General features: G+C 64.1%; 19 protein-coding genes. 6 read left to right on the forward strand and 13 right to left on the reverse strand.

Annotated features, from left to right (window positions below):
* Positions 1–28: 28 nt before the first annotated feature.
* Entirely contained in the window at positions 29–952 is a 924-nt protein-coding gene (locus ABE459_RS18405) for a LysR family transcriptional regulator (protein WP_125462327.1), read from the reverse strand.
* A gap of 210 nt (positions 953–1,162) precedes the next feature.
* Between ABE459_RS18405 and ABE459_RS18410 the strand changes: the two genes are divergently transcribed.
* Together ABE459_RS18410 and ABE459_RS18415 are read left to right on the forward strand one after the other, a co-directional pair.
* Positions 1,163–2,440: an aminotransferase class III-fold pyridoxal phosphate-dependent enzyme gene (locus tag ABE459_RS18410; protein ID WP_125857190.1), complete on the forward strand. Its 1,278-nt coding sequence runs from the start codon at positions 1,163–1,165 to the stop codon at positions 2,438–2,440.
* Between the two features lie 165 nt (positions 2,441–2,605).
* On the forward strand, positions 2,606–2,764 hold the full coding sequence (locus ABE459_RS18415; protein WP_009681539.1) for a YqaE/Pmp3 family membrane protein: 159 nt from the start codon (positions 2,606–2,608) through the stop codon (positions 2,762–2,764).
* Positions 2,765–2,923: 159 nt separating this feature from the next.
* Here the strand turns inward: ABE459_RS18415 and ABE459_RS18420 are convergent, their stop codons facing one another.
* The 11 genes from ABE459_RS18420 to ABE459_RS18470 form a co-directional block, all read right to left on the reverse strand.
* Positions 2,924–4,747 (reverse strand): S9 family peptidase, encoded by a 1,824-nt coding sequence (locus tag ABE459_RS18420; RefSeq protein WP_125462329.1) that lies wholly within the window; start codon positions 4,745–4,747, stop codon positions 2,924–2,926.
* Positions 4,713–5,861, reverse strand: a complete 1,149-nt coding sequence (gene pqqE, locus ABE459_RS18425) for a pyrroloquinoline quinone biosynthesis protein PqqE (protein ID WP_125462330.1) — start codon at positions 5,859–5,861, stop codon at positions 4,713–4,715. The genes ABE459_RS18420 and pqqE overlap by 35 nt, the downstream gene beginning before the upstream one ends.
* Positions 5,833–6,108 carry a pyrroloquinoline quinone biosynthesis peptide chaperone PqqD gene (pqqD, locus tag ABE459_RS18430; protein WP_110994308.1) on the reverse strand — a complete coding sequence of 92 codons (276 nt, stop codon included), beginning with the start codon at positions 6,106–6,108 and terminating at the stop codon, positions 5,833–5,835. The genes pqqE and pqqD overlap by 29 nt, the downstream gene beginning before the upstream one ends.
* On the reverse strand, positions 6,105–6,860 hold the full coding sequence (gene pqqC, locus ABE459_RS18435; RefSeq protein WP_110994307.1) for a pyrroloquinoline-quinone synthase PqqC: 756 nt from the start codon (positions 6,858–6,860) through the stop codon (positions 6,105–6,107). The genes pqqD and pqqC overlap by 4 nt, the downstream gene beginning before the upstream one ends.
* A 122-nt stretch (positions 6,861–6,982) precedes the next feature.
* Entirely contained in the window at positions 6,983–7,894 is a 912-nt protein-coding gene (gene pqqB / locus ABE459_RS18440) for a pyrroloquinoline quinone biosynthesis protein PqqB (protein ID WP_125462331.1), read from the reverse strand.
* Between the two features lie 77 nt (positions 7,895–7,971).
* Entirely contained in the window at positions 7,972–8,043 is a 72-nt protein-coding gene (gene pqqA / locus ABE459_RS18445; protein WP_008365141.1) for a pyrroloquinoline quinone precursor peptide PqqA, read from the reverse strand.
* 167 nt (positions 8,044–8,210) lie between these two features.
* Positions 8,211–10,526 carry a pyrroloquinoline quinone biosynthesis protein PqqF gene (pqqF, locus tag ABE459_RS18450; protein ID WP_323830177.1) on the reverse strand — a complete coding sequence of 772 codons (2,316 nt, stop codon included), beginning with the start codon at positions 10,524–10,526 and terminating at the stop codon, positions 8,211–8,213.
* Positions 10,527–10,737: 211 nt separating this feature from the next.
* Positions 10,738–11,520 carry a carbon-nitrogen hydrolase family protein gene (locus ABE459_RS18455; RefSeq protein WP_323830178.1) on the reverse strand — a complete coding sequence of 261 codons (783 nt, stop codon included), beginning with the start codon at positions 11,518–11,520 and terminating at the stop codon, positions 10,738–10,740.
* 16 nt (positions 11,521–11,536) lie between these two features.
* Positions 11,537–13,219: an NAD(P)/FAD-dependent oxidoreductase gene (locus tag ABE459_RS18460; RefSeq protein ID WP_110994303.1), complete on the reverse strand. Its 1,683-nt coding sequence runs from the start codon at positions 13,217–13,219 to the stop codon at positions 11,537–11,539.
* Positions 13,220–13,381: 162 nt separating this feature from the next.
* A complete protein-coding gene (locus ABE459_RS18465) occupies positions 13,382–13,696 on the reverse strand; it encodes a transcriptional regulator (protein ID WP_110994302.1) in 315 nt (104 codons plus the stop codon).
* On the reverse strand, positions 13,674–14,036 hold the full coding sequence (locus ABE459_RS18470; RefSeq protein ID WP_323830179.1) for a toxin: 363 nt from the start codon (positions 14,034–14,036) through the stop codon (positions 13,674–13,676). Before ABE459_RS18470 ends, ABE459_RS18465 begins: the two co-directional genes overlap by 23 nt.
* 490 nt (positions 14,037–14,526) lie before the next feature.
* Here ABE459_RS18470 and ABE459_RS18475 point away from each other — a divergent pair, with 490 nt between their 5' ends.
* Positions 14,527–14,817 carry a DUF3077 domain-containing protein gene (locus tag ABE459_RS18475; protein ID WP_323830180.1) on the forward strand — a complete coding sequence of 97 codons (291 nt, stop codon included), beginning with the start codon at positions 14,527–14,529 and terminating at the stop codon, positions 14,815–14,817.
* 18 nt (positions 14,818–14,835) lie between these two features.
* Here ABE459_RS18475 and ABE459_RS18480 read toward each other — a convergent pair whose 3' ends face one another.
* Positions 14,836–15,297: an Lrp/AsnC family transcriptional regulator gene (locus tag ABE459_RS18480; protein ID WP_110994299.1), complete on the reverse strand. Its 462-nt coding sequence runs from the start codon at positions 15,295–15,297 to the stop codon at positions 14,836–14,838.
* A 144-nt stretch (positions 15,298–15,441) separates the two neighbouring features.
* Here ABE459_RS18480 and ABE459_RS18485 point away from each other — a divergent pair, with 144 nt between their 5' ends.
* From ABE459_RS18485 to prfH, 3 genes are all read left to right on the forward strand, one after another.
* Complete coding sequence (locus tag ABE459_RS18485) at positions 15,442–16,134, forward strand: CatB-related O-acetyltransferase (protein WP_323830181.1); 693 nt, start codon at positions 15,442–15,444, stop codon at positions 16,132–16,134.
* A gap of 516 nt (positions 16,135–16,650) precedes the next feature.
* Positions 16,651–17,787: an RNA ligase RtcB family protein gene (locus ABE459_RS18490; protein ID WP_011531823.1), complete on the forward strand. Its 1,137-nt coding sequence runs from the start codon at positions 16,651–16,653 to the stop codon at positions 17,785–17,787.
* Entirely contained in the window at positions 17,787–18,407 is a 621-nt protein-coding gene (prfH, locus tag ABE459_RS18495) for a peptide chain release factor H (protein ID WP_323830182.1), read from the forward strand. The genes ABE459_RS18490 and prfH overlap by 1 nt, the downstream gene beginning before the upstream one ends.
* The last annotated feature ends 196 nt before the right edge of the window (positions 18,408–18,603 follow it).

Genomic DNA, 18,603 nt, shown 5'->3' on the forward strand with positions numbered 1-18,603 from the left:
GGCGGGGTTTTCTTTGTGCCTGTGTTTTTCAGCCGAGCACGTCCAGCGGTGACACACCCAGCTGACGCGCGTCTGTCTCTGCTTCCAGCAGGGTGCGCAGCAGCTCCACAGACGCCTGCTGGCGCTGGGCATCGCGGAATACCAGGCCGACCTTAAGCGGTACCCGCGGCTCGCTCAAGGGCTTCCACAGCAGTGCCTGGTCATCCTCGGCAGCCTCTTTGGCCCGCCCTGGCAGGACGGTGGCCAGCGCCGTGTGCGCCAGGCTGTCGAGAATCCCCGCCATGTTGTTCATCTCTGCCTGTACCTGCGGCCTGCGGCCCAGGTTGGCCAGTTGCGCCTTCCAGATCTGGCGGATCTGGAACTCTTCACCCAGCATCAGCATCGGCAGTTCGGCCGCCTGGCGTAGCGAGACCTTCTTGAAGTCTTTCAAGGGGTGGGTATTGGGGATGACCAGCTGCAATTCGTCCTCATACAGCAACAAGCCATGCAGCCCCGGTTGGCGCGGTGGCAGGTAGCTGATCCCGATATCCAGGTTGCCGTTGAGCAAGCGTCGCTCGATCTCCAGCCCCGACAGTTCATAGATCTGCACCACAAGGTGCGGCTGAGCCTTGCGCACGCGTTCCAGCAGCTGCGGCACCAGGCTTGGCCGCACGGTCTGCAGCACGCCGATGGCCAGGGTACGCAGCGACTGGCCCTTGAAGTTGCGCATGGCCTCGTGGGCCCGCTGCAGGCCATCGAGCAGTGGCAGAGCGTGGTTGTACAGGGTGTGGGCGGCCAGGGTTGGCAGCAGGCGTTTGTTGCTGCGTTCGAACAGGCTCAGGTCGAGGCTGTGCTCCAACTGACGGATCTGTTGCGACAGGGCCGGCTGGGACAGTGACAGGCGTTCGGCGGCGCGGCCCACATGGCCTTCTTCATACACCGCGACGAAATAACGCAGTTGGCGAAAATCCATAAGTGATACTTATCAAAAAAGCTGCAAAATCCAAATGGCCCCGGAGCGCCCCGAGGCCTAGTCTATCGCCGTATTCCAGCGGGTTACAGCGATCATCGACGCGATTGTTACCCCGGATGAAAAACACTTTTGATAGGCAAGGCAAAATATCAAATCCGGCATTCGACCGGAGGCCTTGACCGCCGCCGACCGTGAATGGCTGGAGCCCTGATGAACCTGTTCAACCTGCGCCGCCCGGCCCCTGCCGTGGCAGCTCCCAAGCCGGTACCGATGCCCGAGCCCGCCACGGCGCAGCTATCGCGTGAACGGCTGATGCCCGGCAGCGAGCGTGCGGCGCAGGTGTTCGTGCGTGGCCAGGGTTCCTGGCTGTGGGACAGTGAAGGGCATGCCTACCTGGACTTCACCCAGGGCGGCGCGGTCAACAGCCTCGGCCACAGCCCGAACGTGCTGGTCAAGGCGTTGAGCAACCAGGCCCAGGCATTGATCAACCCGGGCGCGGGTTACCACAGCCGCACCCTGCTCAGACTGGTCGAGCTCCTGTGCCAGAGCACCGGCAGTGACCAGGCCTACCTGCTCAACAGCGGCGCCGAGGCCTGTGAAGGGGCGATCAAGCTGGCGCGCAAGTGGGGCCAGCTGCACCGTAACGGCGCCTACCACATCATTACCGCCAGCCAGGGCTGCCACGGGCGAAGCCTGGGGGCGCTGTCGGCCTCCGACCCGTTGCCGTGCAACCGCTGCGAGCCAGGGTTGCCGGGTTTCAGCAAGGTGCCGTTCAACGATCTGGCCGCGCTGCATGCGGCGGTGGACTCGCGCACTGTGGCGATCATGCTCGAACCGATCCAGGGCGAGGCCGGCGTGATTCCTGCCACCCGTGAATACCTCAAGGGTGTCGAGCAGCTGTGCCGTGAACTGGGCATCCTGCTGATCCTCGACGAGGTGCAAACCGGCGTAGGGCGTTGCGGTGCCCTGTTGGCGGAACATGCCTACGGCGTGCGGGCCGACATCGTCACCCTGGGCAAGGGCCTGGGCGGCGGTGTGCCATTGGCGGCGTTACTGGCCCGCGGTTCGGCCTGCTGCGCCGCCCCCGGCGAGCTGGAAGGCAGCCACCATGGCAACGCACTGATGACCGCTGCTGGGCTTGCGGTGTTGCAGACCGTGCTGGAGCCGGGGTTCTTCGAGCAGGTACAGGACAGCGGACGGCACCTGCGCGACGGCCTCAGCCGCCTGGCCGGGCGCTATGGCCAGGGCGAAGTGCGCGGCCAGGGCCTGCTGTGGGGCCTGCAGTTGCGCGATGACGCCGCCGCAGCCTTGGTCGAGGCCGCGCTGCATGAGGGGCTGCTGCTCAATGCACCGCAGGCCGATGTGGTGCGATTCTCGCCGGCCCTGACGGTGAGCAAGGGCAACATCGACGAGATGCTCCTGCGCCTGGCCCGCGCCTTTGCCCGTGTGCACGCCCAGCAAGCCAACCGCCGCGAAGTGTCGGCCTGACCGCGCACCCGGGGTAACGAATTTCAACGAACCGTCTCGCGTTTCTGCGCATCGCCCTTGGCCTGTAGTGTTTGGCTCGGGGCGTTTTTTTTGCCTGGCGTTCAGTGATGGAACCACTGGGCGGTGCGGCTAGTCTTTGTTGAAACCCTTCAAGGAGCGTTTCGCATGGATTTCATTCGCATCATCATCGCCATCATCCTGCCGCCACTGGGGGTATTCCTCCAGGTGGGTTTCGGTGGGGCATTCTGGCTGAACATCCTGCTGACCTTGCTGGGGTACATTCCGGGCATCGTGCATGCGGTGTACATCATCGCCAAGCGTTGAGGCGGCCGGTGTGGGCGCAACTGTCTTTGTAGGAGCGGCCTTGTGTCGCGAAAGGGCTGCGTAGCAGCCCCAGGATTATTGGGTTGGCGCAAAGATCGCCGGGGCCGCTTTGCGGCCCTTTCGCGACCCAAGGCCGCTCCAACAGCATCCCCTGTCCGTCTACTGGCCCAGTACCCGGCAATAGAACTTCCACTCCTGCTCCAGCGCATGCGCCAGGTTCGCCGCCTGGCGAAACCCATGCCGCTCGCCGGGATAGAAATGCCCCTCGGCCTCGATGCCGTTGGCTATGAGGGCGTCGAGCATGCTACGGGTCTGCTCCGGCACCACCACCGCGTCCAACTCGCCCTGGAAGAAGACCACCGGCACCTTGATCCGCCCGGCATGCAGCAGCGGCGTGCGTTGGCGATAGCGTTCGGCATCGCGCAGCGGGTCGCCGATCAACCAGTCGAGGTAATCGCCCTCGAACTTGTGGGTCGCACGGCCAAGTGCTTCAGGGTCGCTGACGCCATAAAGGCTGGCGCCGGCACGGAAGACCTGGTGGAACGCCAAGGCGCACAAGGTGGTATAGCCGCCGGCGCTGCCGCCGCGGATAAAGGCCTGGCTCGGCTCGATCAGGCCCCGTGAGGCGAGGTGGGCGACGGCGGCGCAGGCATCCTCCACGTCGCTCTCGCCCCAGCGCAGATGCAATGCCTGGCGGTAGGCACGGCCATAGCCGCTGCTGCCGCGGTAGTTGAGGTCGGCGACGGCGAAACCGCGCTGGGTCCAGTACTGGATACGCGGGTCGAGCACCGGGTAGCAGGCCGAGGTCGGGCCGCCGTGGATGAACACCAACAGTGGCGACGGTGTGCCACCGGCCATGGCGGGGTAGAAAAAGCCGTGGGCCAAGCCATCGCCGCTGGCGTAGCGGATCGGCTGCGGGGTGCTGATGTGCGCGGCAGGCAGTACTTGCGCGCCGCCTGCCAGTACCTGGACGTCATGGTTGCTGCGGTCGATGGCGATCACTGCCGGCGGGCTGATCGGCGATGCGGCGATGGCATAGATATGCCCTGCATCCATGGCCAGGCTGCGAAAGCGCGTATAGGCGCTGGCGTAACGCACCATCTCGCCCGTGTTGCTGCGTAGCCCGAGCTGGCCGAAGCCGTCCTCGAACCAGCTGGCCAGGTAGCTTTGCGGGCCAAGTGCCAGCCAGGTGCAGGGCCCAAGTTGCCAGGGGGCCGCGGCGTGGTCGGCAATTGCCGAGGGCAGGCGCTGCCAGTGCCCATCGACCTCGCCCCAGGGCTGCCAGTAGCCGTCCAGGTCAGACAGGCAGTACAAGCGGCCCTGGGCATCGAAGCGCGGTTGTTGCAGAGACTCTGCGCCCCCGGCGATGCAGTGTGGCGCCCCCCACGCACCGCTGGCATCGCGCTCGCGACACATCAGGCGGGTGACGGTCCAGGGCTGATGCGGGCGGTCCCATTCAATCCAGGCCAGGCGGCAGCCATCGCCGCTGATGGCCGGTGTGGCATAGAAGTCGGCGCCTTCGGCGAGTACATCGCGCCGGCCTTCGGCAAGGGCAACCAAGCGGTGCTCGACGTGGCTGCCATGACGCTCCTCGACCGCCAGCACCTCACCCGCGTGCCACAACAAGTCGCCGTAACGGCAATCGGTGTGCTGGGTCAGCCCGCGAGGTGGCGTGCCATCGAGCGCCTGGAGATAGACCTGTTGATCGTTCTCGTTGACGAACGCCAGGCCATCACCCGTGAGGCAGAAGCTGCCGCCACCATATTCGTACACCCGGCTGCGCACACTGAAGCCATCGGGGGTGAGGCAGTGGGCCTGTTGGTTGCGCCAGTGCCAGATACGGCAAGCGCCGTCGGCTGGGCGGAATTCATTCCAGAACAACCCTTGCTCACCGGCCTTGAGCTCGGCGAAATCGGTGCCGGCGGCCACCGCCTGTGCGGCGCTGAATTCAGCCGCGGGCGATGACATGGGAGTTGCGCTCATTGCGGAAAGTCAGTTCTTCGATGGCAAGGGTGGCGTGCTCTGCTTCCTCGCGGGCCTTGAGGATGATGCCGTGGTCCGGCGATTTGCCGCACACAGGGTCGGCCTTGCTGGCATCGCCGGTGAGCATGAACGCCTGGCAGCGGCAGCCGCCGAAGTCCTTTTCCTTCTCGTCGCACGAGCGGCAGGGTTCGGGCATCCACTCATAACCGCGGAAGCGGTTGAAGCCGAACGAGTCGTACCAGATGTGGTGCAGGTCATGCTCGCGCACATTGGGGAACTGCACCGGCAACTGGCGCGCGCCATGGCACGGCAGGGCGGTGCCGTCGGGGGTGATGGTCAGGAACAGGCTGCCCCAGCCGTTCATGCAGGCTTTGGGGCGCTCTTCGTAGTAGTCCGGGGTGACGAAGATCAGCTTGCAGGGGTGGCCTTCGGCCTTGAGCTTGGCGCGATACTCGTTGGTGATGCGCTCGGCGCGCTCCAGCTGCTCACGGGTTGGCAGCAGGCCCAGGCGGTTGAGCTGCGCCCAGCCGTAGAACTGGCAGGTGGCGAGTTCGACGAAGTCGGCTTCCAGGGCGATGCACAGTTCGATGATGCGGTCGATCTTGTCGATGTTGTGCCGGTGCGTGACGAAGTTGAGCACCATCGGGTAGCCGTGGGCCTTCACTGCCCGGGCCATCGCCAGTTTCTGCGCGAACGCCTTCTTCGAGCCGGCCAGCAGGTTGTTCACTTGCTCGTCGCTGGCCTGGAAGCTGATCTGGATATGGTCCAGCCCGGCCTCTTTGAAGGCGGCAATCTTCTGCTCGGTCAGGCCGATGCCGGAGGTGATCAGGTTGGTGTAGTAACCCAGGCGCCGGGCTTCGCCGATCAGTTCGGCGAGGTCCTGGCGCACCAGCGGCTCGCCGCCGGAAAAACCGATTTGCGCAGCGCCCATCTCGCGGGCTTCGGCCATCACCTTGAACCACTGCTCGGTCGTCAGCTCCTTGCCCTGCTCGGCGAAGTCCAGCGGGTTGGAGCAGTACGGGCACTGCAACGGGCAGCGGTAGGTGAGCTCGGCCAGCAGCCACAAGGGCAGGCCGACCGGCACCTCAGGCGAGGGTGATCCAGTGTTCGGCACGGGCCACCTCCATGAATTGCTCGATATCGTCGGCGACTTCGGGCACACCGGGGAACTGCTGCTCAAGCTCGCTGATGATCGCCGCAACACTGCGTTGGCCATCGACCAGCCCGCCGATCAGACCGGCGCTGTCGTTGAGCTTGATCATGCCTTCGGGGTACAGCAGCACATGGCCCTTCTGCGCCGGCTCGTACTGGAAACGGTAGCCGGGGCGCCAGGCGGGCACCTGTTCACGATTGAAGCTCATAGGGCGATCCCCTTGTGCCAGACCCGTTCAGCCGTGACGCTGTGATAGGGCGGGCGGTTCAGTTCATAGGCCATGCTCATGGCGTCGAGCATGCTCCAGAGAATATCCAGCTTGAACTGCAGGATCTGAAGCATGCGCTCCTGCCCGGCACGGGTGGTGTAGTGCTGCAGGGTAATCGCCAGGCCGTGTTCCACATCGCGGCGGGCCTGGCCCAGGCGGGTGCGGAAGTACTCATAGCCGGCCGGGTCGATCCACGGGTAGTGCTGCGGCCAGCTGTCCAGCCGCGACTGGTGGATCTGCGGGGCGAACAGTTCGGTCAGCGAGCTGCTGGCAGCCTCCTGCCAACTGGCGCGGCGGGCGAAGTTGACGTAGGCGTCGACGGCAAAGCGCACGCCGGGCAGCACCAACTCCTGGCTGCGCAACTGGTCCGGGTCCAGGCCCACGGCCTGGCCCAGGCGCAGCCAGGCCTCGATGCCGCCGTCCTCGCCTGGGGCGCCGTCATGGTCGAGCAGGCGCTGGATCCACTCGCGGCGCACTTCGCGGTCCGGGCAGTTGGCCAGGATCGCCGCATCCTTCATCGGGATGTTGACCTGGTAATAGAAGCGGTTGGCCACCCAGCCCTGGATCTGCTCGCGGCTGGCGCGGCCCTGGTACATCGCCACGTGAAACGGGTGATGGATGTGGTAATAGGCGCCCTTGGCGCGCAGGGCCTGCTCGAATTCGGCAGGGGACATCGGTGTTGCGTCATTCATTCAGCGCACTCCCTTGGAATGAAACATCGGCCCCTGTGGGAGCGGGTTTACCCGCGAATGCTTCGGTGCATTGACTGCCAGATTCGCGGGTGAACCCGCTCCCACAGGCTTGTGCAGCACATTCACAATTCGATGCTCATGCCATCGAAGGCCACTTCCACCCCCCGACGCTGCACCTCGGCCCTTTGGGGCGAGTCTTCGTCGAGGATCGGGTTGGTGTTGTTGATGTGGATAAGCACCTTGCGCTGGCGCCCGAAGCCGTCCAGCACTTCGAGCATGCCGCCTGGGCCATTCTGCGCCAGGTGGCCCATCTCGCGGCCGGTGCGGGTGCCGACACCGCGACGCTGCATCTCATCATCCTCCCACAGGGTGCCGTCGACCAGCAGGCAGTCGGCGCCGTGCATCATCTGCAACAGCTTGTCGTCGACCTGGCCCAGGCCAGGGGCATAGAACAGCTTGCCGCCGGTGCGGGTGTCCTCCACCAGCAGGCCCAGGTTGTCGCCCGGGTGCGGGTCGAAACGGTGCGGCGAGTAAGGCGGTGCGGCGCTGCGCAGGGGGAAGGGGGTGAAGCGCAGGTTGGGGCAGGCGTCGATCACGAAGCTGCCTTCGAGCTCGATGCGGTTCCAGGTCAGGCCACCGTTCCAGTGGCTGAGCATGTTGAACAGCGGGAAGCCGGTGGTCAGGTCCTGGTGGACCATGTCGGTGCACCACACCTTGTGCGGGCAGCCTTCGCGCAGGCTGAGCAGGCCTGTGGTGTGGTCGATCTGGCTGTCGAGCAAAACGATCGCGTCGATGCCGGTATCGCGCAGGGCGCGGGCCGGCTGCATGGGCGCAAAGGCCTGTAACTGGGCGCGGATGTCGGGCGAGGCGTTGCACAGGATCCAGTGCTCGCCGTCGTCGGACAGGGCGATCGACGACTGGGTGCGCGCGCTGGCGCGCAGGGTGCCGTCGCGGTAGCCCTTGCAGTTGACGCAGTTGCAGTTCCACTGGGGGAACCCGCCGCCGGCGGCGGAGCCGAGAATCTGGATGTACATGGCTGATCTTTACCCGAAAACCGTATCCGAAAAACGACAACGCCCCGGCTGGCCGAGGCGTCGAATCACACTGGCGCTTAGCGGCTGGCGAAGTACATGGTGACTTCGAAGCCGATACGCAGGTCGGTGTAGGCAGGTTTGGTCCACATGGGTTGACTCCTTCCGGTTGGGGTGGGTTGATCGGTTACTCATTGGGCCGCGACTGGAGTGCGCGGTTCCATTGGCTGAGATTGCGCTATCTTACAAGAAAAATTTGTACCGAAAGGTTAATTCTTCGAAAAGCGCCATTGCATGATGGGTAACAATCGGCTGCGCGTCAGTGCCAGCTCGTGTTTGGTGCCGCAGCGTTGGCGAGGCATAGCCAACCGTGCTCGGCGTCGAGCAACCGGCGCAGGAGGTCGTCCAGATGCGCTTGCCCGACAGTGAGAATAGACCTGCTCATGTGGGAAAGATCCGAATTTTGTGTCGCCAGATGTGCCTGCCACGCCCATTCCGCGACTTCGGCGTTGCCCATGGCGCTTTCTTCGAACTGCCCGGCAAGCTGCTGGCGGGCGTTGCTGTCGAGGCTAACACCACCCTCCAGCAACTGGAGCAGGTGCCCGAGGATCTGCTCATGACTGGCGTGGGGTGATTGCACGCCGAACAGCAGCCCGCCAACTCCTTCGACCTGACGAAAGGCGCTGAACACGGCATATCCCAGCTGCAGCTCGACCCGCAGGCGTTGGTACACCGGGCCTTGCAGCAAGTGTGCGAGCAGGCGGCCGGCCGCCTGCAGCTCAGTCGGTAACGGGCAGAACAGCAGCAGTGCCGGCTCGCTGCCAGACGTGTGTACCTGCCGCCACTGCCGGCCAGTGATCGCCACCTTCGCCCTGGGTGTGCCGGGTTGGCCCATGATCCCCTGCAAAGCAGCCCCCAGGGGGTTGTGCTGGGATGCCGCGAAGCCCACTGCCAGGCCCTGCCAGCGGGCTTGCTGCCACAGTGAGTCGAGCCAGGGCGGGGTGAGGATGCAGGATGGCTGCGGTTGTTCCTCACCGGCCATCAGCGCATCCGGTAGTGCCTTGAGCAGGGCACGTATAGGGATCAGCCCCGGTTCCACGGCAGCAGGGGCAGTCCAGTGCTCGGCGGCGGGGCTTTGCATGAGCGCGAGGGCCTCTTCGATACCTCTGATCACCGCCATCGGCTGGCCGGCTGCCTGTAGTTGCCAGTACTCACCGCTGGCACTGAAACGCAACTGCAGGGCAACACGCTCGGCGCGCTCCTGCAGCGGTTGCAGGGCGCGTTCGATGATTGCCTGGAAGCGTTGGCGCAGCGGTGACGGGATATGCCAACGCAAGTAGAGGCTGGCGAACTGGCGGTTGGGCGGCAGTTTGTCGTCGAGGGTCAGGGCCGTGGGTAGTGGGGCGCTGCGGGCTGGCATTGTGCTGTCCAGCAGCGGCTCTGCGGGTGGCAACTGCCAGCGGCCGCGGTCTGCGTGAGGCAAGCTGTCCAGCAATGTGGCGAAGGCAGCGAGGCCCTGCGCATCGAGCTTCTCAAAGGGCTGGCCACTGCTGTCGCGGCGCGCCAGTTCGAGCGCGCTGCAGCTTTGCTCGCGGCAATGCTGCAACTGGGCGTAGGCATCGTTCAACTGGGCAGTCGGCTGCCTGCGGATGAAGCCCAGCCAGCCGTGCAGCATCGACTGTGCCGTGCTCAGTGAGGCAGTGGCGGGCAGCAGCAGCTGGATATGCCAGAGCATCTGCCCGGCGTGGGCATAAAGCACTTGCGTCGTGCAGCCCTGCAGCCAGCCGCGTTGGCGCAGTTCGGCCAGCCAGCCGCCCGGTCGGCTGTCGTTGAGCAGGGTCAGTAGCAGGTCCAGTGCCTGTTCTGCCGCCGCGGGCAGGCCTTCATGGGCGAACAGCAGGTCATGGCGTGAGCCGCTGGCCGCGAGGGGCCGTAGTTGCCCGTCGAGCAGGGCCGCAGGGGTATCCCGTTGTTCCCGCACACCGGCCGGGAACAGCGCACCGAACTGTTCGCCCAATTGCTCCAGCTCGTCCAGTGGCTGTGGCCCGGCCAGGCTCAAGGTGATCTGGCCGCCCTGGTAGAAACGCTGGTTAAAAGCGCTCAGTGCCTGCTGGAAGCCGCGAGCGTGCAGCGCCAGGCTGTGCCGGTTGCCCGCATGGAAGCCGCTGAGTGGATGGCGTGGCGACACCGACTGCAGCAGGCTGAACTGGCGTTGGGCCTCGGGGTTGCGCGACCAGGCGATGAACTCGGCGTGGATGACCTCGCGTTCACGACGCTGGCGTTCCAGGCCGAGGTCCGGTTCGACGAGCATCTGGCACAGGCGCTCCAAGCCACCGGCCAGTGCAACGGGCGGCACCTCGAAGAAAAAATCGGTGGTGCGCTCACGGGTGCTGGCGTTCACCTGGCCGCCCAGGCCCTGCACGTAGCGCATCAGGCCGTCTTGCAACGGGAAGCGGGCAGTGCCGAGGAAGAACAGGTGTTCAAGGAAATGGGCCAGGCCCGGCCACTTCGCTGGCGCATCATGGCTGCCGGCGTGCACCCGCAAGGCTGCTGCGGCGCGCTTGAGGCGCGGGGCGTGGCGCAGGGTCAGGTGCAGGCCGTTGGGCAGGTTCAGGTGACGGGTAGTGTCGGGCATGGCGCCATGCTAGCGCGCCGAGGCGATGTTGTCTGTCCTGGCCCATTCGCCGCCAAGCAGGCTCTCATAGAACTGCACATAACTTGCTGATTTAGGGGGACCTGTGGGAGCGGCTTTAGCCGCGAACACCGGCAAAGCCGGTGCCATCCACTGCGTCGTCTGCTTCGCGGCTAAAGCCGCTCCCACAAGGTGCGCGCTGTTTGCGCCCCTGTCAGTGCAGGTCGCGGCGCAGATCCGCCAAGTACGGGAACGCCTCTCGCCCTTTCACCACTCGCTCGTGCTCCAGTTCCGCCAGCAGCAGGCTCTCGTCACGTCCGGCCATCGCCAGCAGGCTGCCGTCCGGCCCGACGATGCTGCTCTGCCCGCAATACTGGATCTCGCCTTCGCTGCCACAGTAGTTGGCGTAGACCAGGTAGCACTGGTTCTCCTGCGCCCGCGAGCGCACGGTCACCTGGCAGACGAAGTCGTAGGGCACCATGTTGGCGGTCGGCACCAGGATCAGCTCGGCGCCGGCCAGTGCCAGGCGCCGGGCGTTCTCCGGGAACTCGATGTCGTAGCAGATCAGCAGGCCGACCTTCCAGCCGTCCAGCTCGACCACCGGGAAGTGATTGGCGCCTGGGCTGAACATCGAACGGTCAAGCTCGCCGAACAGGTGGGTCTTGCGGTAGTTGCACAGGCTGCGGCCATGGGCGTCGATCAACTGAACGCTGTTGTAGATCGCGCCGTCGTCGGCCCGCTCGGGGTAGCCGTAGACGATGGCGATGCGCTGGGCCTGGGCGATTTCCACCACGGCCATCGCCGAAGGGCCATCGTCGGCCTCGGCCAGGCGTTCCACCTGGTCCAGGCCAATGTTGTAGCCACTCAGGAACATCTCCGGGCACACCAGCAGTTGGGCGCCTTGTTGGGCAGCCAGCTGGGCCTGGTGCTGCAGGCGTTCGAGGTTGCCGGGCACGTCCAGGGGGCCGGGCGTGCCCTGGAACAGGGCGATGCGCATCACGCTACTCCTTCGCTCAGTCGGCCAGGGCGATCGGTCCGATTTCATGGAACACATCGCCCGGGCCTGGGTTGTCCGGGTGGGTCTGGCCACCGAAGTGGTTCATGATACCCCACACCGCGTTCAGCGAAGTCTGCACCGCGCCTTCCACCCAGGCCGGGGTCCACGACACGTCGTCACCGGCGATGAAGATCCCGCGCTGCTCGGCGGGCATGTCCTGTTGCATGAAGTGCGCGTACATGCGCTGGTTGTAGCGATAGTGGCCCGGCAGCGCGCCCTTGAAGGCGCCGAGGAAGTGTGGGTCGGCCTCCCAGGAAATGGTGATCGGGTCGCCGATGATGTGCCCGGCGATGTCGGTCTTGGGGTAGATCTTCTTCAATGCGTCGAGGGCCAGCTGCACGCGCTTCTCGGTCGGGTGCGGCAGCATCTTCAAGGCATCGCTCATCCAAGCGTAGGACAGGCAGATCACCCCTGGCTTGTCGTCACCGTTGTCGAACAGATAGGTGCCGCGGGTCAGGCGGTCGGTCAGGGTCATGCTCATCAGGTCGCGGCCGGTCTCTGGGTCTTTGTCTTTCCAGAATGGCCGGTCGACCATCACGAAGGTCTTCGACGACTGCATGTAGCGGGTGCGGTCCAGGGCCATCCACATCTTTTGCGAGAACAGCGCCTCCTCGCAGTCGATCTGGGTGGTCAGCAGCCAGCTCTGGCAGGTGGTGAGCACCGCCGCATAGTGGCGTACGTCACCATAGTTGTCGGTAACGGCCAGCAGGCCATCGGAGGCCCGGGCGATGCGCTTGACCCCGGTGCGCGGTGCGCCGCCGTGCAGCGAACGCAGGCTGGTGCCGGCCGGCCAATGGGCGCAACGCTCCGGCACATGGCGCCAGATACCCTGCGGTACCTGCTCGACGCCGCCGACGACCAGGTGCTGATGATCGTCGCAGTTGGTCATGACCACCCGGAAGATTTCCAGCATCGAGTTGGGGAAGTCGGAGTCCCAGCCGCCGGTACCGAAGCCTACCTGGCCAAACACTTCGCGGTGCTGGAAGCTCAGCTTGGCGAACGAGCGCGAGGTGGCGACGAAGTCATAGAAGGTGCGGTCATCCCACAGCGGCACCAGCTTGTTCCACAGGTCTTTCAGGCGTGGCACATCGCGGTCGCGGATGGCCTGCTGGATATCGCTGAATTGTGCGCCGCTTTCCAGGGCGTCGGCCCAGGCATCGGCCACTTCGTGGAACAGCTGCGGCAGGTCGGCCTTGTTTTCGGCGTAGTAGGTCTGGCCTTCGAGGTCGATCACTGTGCTGCCCGAGGCAGGGGTGAGCGGGTTGGGGAAGGGTTTGGTTTCCAGGCCCAGCTTGTCGACGTAGTGATAGAACGCCGTGGACGACACCGGGAAGCGCATGCCGCCGAGCTCGGCAACGATGCCATCAGTGCCATTGAAGGCTTGCGAACGCAGGCGTCCGCCCAGCTTCGACGCCTCGTACACCACCGGCTTGAGGCCTAGTTTCATCAGTTCGTAGGCCGCCACCAGCCCGGCAATGCCACCCCCCACAATCGCCACTTCCTCGCCATGCCGCGCCGCCGGGATGCTGCCCAGGCCGGCCGGGTGTTCCAGCCAGTCATCGAAGCCGAAGGGGAAGTCCGGGCCGAAGATGGTGATGGGTTTCTTGCCGTCGGCGGGGTGGCGGTTGTTCTTGTTCATGTAATGACCTTGCCAGAGAGGCTGCGCAGGGGGCGGAGCCTGAGTATAGAGAATGACTGGTGGCCATTTTATGAAGTGCGGTGTTCGTAAATAAGATGCAGAGTGGCGTCGTTATGTAGTTTGTTTCGTCGATATGTTGCTATGGCATCTCATATCGACGAATCAGCTCAAAGAGGCCAGATGCTCGACTGTCTCGGGGTATTTCTGCACCAGGCGGATCAAGGCGATGGCCTGGGCGTTGGGTTGGGAGCGGCCTTGTTCCCAGTTCTCCAATGTGCGCGCGTTGGTACGCAGGTAGGCGGCGAACACCGCGCGTGACATGTTCAGGCGCTGGCGCAGTTCGATCAGTTCGTTGGGTACCAGCGGTGCCAACTGTTCGAATTCGACCTTGTGCGAGCGCAGGGTGAGCTTGCCGGCCCGTTCGCCGGCGAGGGCGTCGAAGCCTTCGGTGAGTTCAGTGAAGATGTTGCGTGGCATTGGTTGTCCTCATCAGGTATTCGCGTTCCAGCAGGTGCTTGAGCGCTTGGCGTTGCTGGGCTGTCAGGTCATCCTGGACGTCCTTGCCGTACAGCGTGAACAGCCAGAACTGCTGCCCGGTAGACCACCAGTAGTAGATGATCCGCGTGCCACCGCGTTTGCCCTTGTGCCGTTGAGTGTCCGCGAAGCGCACCTTCCTCAGGCCTCCCGTGCCCTTGATGACATCGCCGGCATGTGGGTGCATCAGGAGCAATCGCTGCAGCAAGCGGAAATCCTCATCGTCCAGAAGTTGAGGGCGATAGCGCTCGAAGGCGGGTAATTCGACAAATAGCGCATCCATGCTTTTGTACGTATCCTGCGTATAGTTTGTGGTGTGGTCGCCAAAGCGTCAATAGTGCGGACTGCTGTCAGCCTAAATGGGGAGGGGAGAAGAGGGAGGGGGAGAGAATTGCTGGATATGTCGCAGATAAAGGGCTGTAGCCTTGGGCACCCCGTCTGTTCGGCATCTGCGGCGATGGGCTATCCAACCATTCCTACAGACCATCTAGAGATAGGGAATTATCCTACTTGCCTTGTCGCTCTGGTCTGGCTGCACGGGTAACTCTTCACGGCTAATTTCTTGCGGTCGCCGCACATTCGGTGACTGGGCGTGAGAACCCAGCAATCTTTACTTGGAGGCATGCTGTCATGGCAGCTGTGCGCGGGCAGGCTTTGCCTGGCCGGATTCAGCCTCCAAGTTGCCGGTTCTCACCCCGTGCATGGCTGCCACCCATTCCCGTGAGAAGGCTGCGTGGCGGTCTTTTCTCTGACCGGTTATGGAGGCTGTACCCATGAAGAAAATTGTCCCCGACCCACCCCTGAAACTGAACCCAACCACCGAACGTTCGTTCTGCACCTGCCAGTCCAGTCACCCGCCCATCTTCACCGTCCGCCCCGGCGTCGATGCCGCCGACGCGCTTGTGCACACCAGCATGTTGGCGTCCGCGATCCAGGAAATCACCGACGACTACGCCCTGCATCACGCGCCCGAGGCGAATCGAGCGATGATCTGGTCGGTCGTGCATTCGGCTGAAACCATCCGGGCATTGGTGGATGGCCTGCTTGACGCGATGGAGGCCTGACGGCCGACCGTGGGGCAGTCAGCCCGGCTGCCCGCGGTCCACCTTGCTGCTGAGAATGATCGACGTGGTGGTCTTCTCGACCCCGTCGAGGCTACCGATCTGGTCGAGCAACTGGTCCAGCTGCTCCGGCGAATCGCTATGCAGCCAGGCCACATAATCAAACTCGCCACTGACCGCACACAGCTGCTGCACCTGGCCCATGGCCGACAGCCGCCGCACCACCTCCTTGCCCGCGCGCGGCTGCACCTTGATCCCCACATAGGCTTGCAGCCCGCCACCGATCAGGCGCTGGCCAAGCCGTACGCCATAGCCGGTGATCACCTTGCTCTTCTCCAGCCGTGCCAGGCGCGAGTTCACCGTAGTGCGGGCGATGCCGAGCTGCCGGGCGAGGGTGGCGACGCTTTCGCGGGCATTGATCTGCAACAGGGCGATCAGCTGGCGGTCGATTTCGTCGAGGGCGATGGGGCGTGAGTCAGGCATGGCGAATCTCTGCAAGGGACGCGCTAGCCTAGCCAGCCGCCACGGTGCAGGGCAAGCGCTGGCTTTTGTAGCGCAAGCCGCTAATATTGCGGCCTCACGCCCCCGGCAAGGATCGGGCGGCCACCATTGCAGGCGGAGTTGCAGATGAGTCTCAGGGACTGGTACTGGAAACGCTGGATTCGTCGCCAGGGGGGCAAGGTCAGCCTGGGGGTGTCGAAGTTCGGCAAGCGCGCCGTACTCGACCTTGAGCAGGAGGTCCGCCTCGGCGATGTGATACTCGACTGCCGCGAGCTGTCGATCGGCGCCCACACCTACATCCGCAGCGATTGCCTTCTGCAACTGGTCGAGTCGATTGGTCGCTTCTGTTCGATCGGCAGCGGTGCCGTGATCGGCCAGGAAAAGAACACCCATCCGGTCGATTGGCTAAGTACCCACCCGTTCCAGTACACCGGCACGCCCCTTGAATACACCGCGCGCGTGGACATGGCCAGCATTGGCCACGATGTGTGGATCGGGCACAGCGCGATGGTGATGGAAGGGGTCAAGGTCGGTACCGGGGCGATCATCGCCACCCGTGCCGTGGTCACCCGGGACGTGCCGCCCTATGCCGTGGTGGCGGGTGTGCCTGCCAAGGTGGTCCGCTACCGCTATCCGCCAGAGATGATCGAGCGCCTGCTCGCCAGCCGTTGGTGGGAGCGTGACGTGCAGGCGTTGCAGCGCTTGCCGCTCAATGACCCGGCGGCCTGCTTGGCGGCAATGGAGCCACTGCCCCCGGCACGCTATGGGCGGATTCGCATCAGCCGTAAAGGTGGCGAGGTGTTGGCCGGCCCGCAGTGAGCGACCAGGCTACAGAAATACAAAAGCCGCGCATCAGCGCGGCTTTTGTATTTCTGGTGGGCCCACACAGACTCGAACCGTGGACCAAAGGATTATGAGTTGCCTGGAGATGCTGCAAACCCAGTGAAACCGTGCGTAGCTTAGCGTAGGCATAGTTAGCTCGAAGTAGCGTGGTTACTGGTGTTTAGCGTAATTTGGCGAAATGGGTGGAAGCTGGGCACGATACCGCCAGTGTATTGTTTTTTGTAGCGCGGAGCGGTCAGGTTTTTCGGCCATGACGTTGTTCACCTGGTAAACATGTGATCAAGGTTATTGCAAGGTGGCAATTACACACCTAAGATGCCCGCCTTCTCTCACCCGACAGCAAAGGAGGTAAATCATGCAACAGTTGATCACCCTTTGCAGGTCGCGCCTGGCTTGATCGCATTCGCCGCTACTCGTTAGCGGTACCGCAACGCCCGGCCTCTGGCCTGCCAATCCGAACATCTTTTTGTTTCAACCCATCAGGATTGGACTATGGGCACTTGCATTCGCAATTTGTCCGACGGCGCCGTATTGGTCGCCGCGGACGACACCTGGATCGAAGGAAAAGCGATCCAACAACTCGAAACCACCGCTCGCCTAGGGGGCATGCATCGGGTGGCCGGCATGCCGGACCTGCATCCGGGGCGTGGCTATCCGGTCGGCGCGGCATTCTTTTCCGTGGGGCGTTTGTACCCGGCGCTGGTCGGCAATGACATCGGCTGTGGCATGGCGCTGTGGCGCACGGACATCCCGACCGCCAAGCTGCATCTGGATAAGCTGGAGAAACGCCTTGGCAACCTCGACCTGCCGCTCGACGAGACGTGGCAGGAGGCCGTCGCCAGCTTCGGTTTGCCTGCCACGGGGCACGAGCGTTCTCTAGGCACCATTGGTGGTGGTAATCACTTCGCCGAGCTGCAGCAACTCGATGAAAACTACGACGATGCGGCCCTGGCAGCCTTGGGCATCGAGCGCAAACACCTGCTGTTGCTGGTGCACAGCGGCTCGCGTGGTTTGGGCGAGGCGATCTTGCGTGAGCAGGTCGACCTGTTCGGTCATCACGGACTGGAGGCGGGCAGCGAGGCCAGCACTCATTACCTGGGCCGGCACGACGGCGCGCTGCGTTTTGCCGAAGCCAACCGTCAGTTGATTGCCCGGCGCATGCTCGACCGCTTGCGTGCCGATGGCGATGTACTGCTCGACATCAACCACAACCTGGTGTCGCCAGCGCAGGTCGACGGGCTCGATGGTTGGCTGCATCGCAAAGGCGCCACACCGTCGGATCAGGGGGCGGTGGTGATCCCTGGTTCGCGCGGCGACTACAGCTACCTGGTACAGCCGATCGCCGACGAGCGTAGCTTGTTGTCCCTGGCCCATGGCGCCGGGCGCAAATGGATGCGCAGCGAGTGCAAGGACCGCCTCGCCTCGCGCTACAGCGTCGAGCAACTGAGTCGTACGGCACTAGGCAGCCGCGTGATCTGCGCCGACCGGGCGCTGATCTACGAGGAAGCGCCGGAGGCCTACAAGGCTATCGACTCGGTGGTGGGTGCCTTGCGTGAAGCGGGGTTGGTTCGCGTGCTGGCACGACTGAAACCGGTGCTCACCTACAAGACGCGCGGAGGGTGCTGCTGATGATCCTACTGCAACTCTCGGCGGCTCAGGGGCCGGAAGAATGTGCCCTGGCAGTGGCCAAGGCATTGCTCAGGCTGCAGGCCGAAGCGGATGCCCAGGCCGTGGCGGTACGGATACTCGAAGAACAGCCGGGGCCGCGGCGCGGTACCTTGCGCTCGGTGTTGCTGGCACTGGATGGCGAGCAGGCCGAGCGCCTGGCGGATCACTGGACGGGCTCGCTGCAATGGACGTGCAGCAGTCCGTACCGGCCGGGGCATGCGCGCAAGAACTGGTTCTTTGGGGGCGCACGGTTTGCGCCACCGGCACCGGAATTGGCGAGCGAGATCCACTTCGAGACCTTGCGTTCGTCCGGGCCGGGTGGTCAGCATGTCAACACCACCGACTCGGCAGTGCGCGCCACGCACCTGGCCAGCGGCGTCAGCGTCAAGGTACAGAGCGAGCGTAGCCAGCACGCCAACAAACGTTTGGCGCTGCTGCTCATCGGTCAACGCCTGGCGCAACAGGCAGAGCAGGTCGACAGCGAACTGCGCGCGGAGCGGCGGTTGTTCCATCACCGCATCGAGCGTGGCAATCCACGTCGGGTGTTTCGTGGCGAGCGCTTCGAGCCGGCTGGCCAGTAGATTGTGTGCGAATAGTCGTCGAGCAAAAGTCAGGCCGGGCGGCGTAGGCGATGCCGGCCCCACAAAAACGGATGAGGAAAGGACCTGAACTGGTCAAGTAATTTTGGACACCGATTAAGGTTCATACCGCTGCCTTGAGCTTTTCCTCCATGGCTACTGGCGTTTCATAGCCGTTGTAGCTGTGGAGGCGCTTGAG

Origin of the sequence: Pseudomonas sp. TWI923 (assembly GCF_039673365.1) — a bacterium.
GTDB classification, from domain to species: domain Bacteria; phylum Pseudomonadota; class Gammaproteobacteria; order Pseudomonadales; family Pseudomonadaceae; genus Aquipseudomonas; species Aquipseudomonas sichuanensis.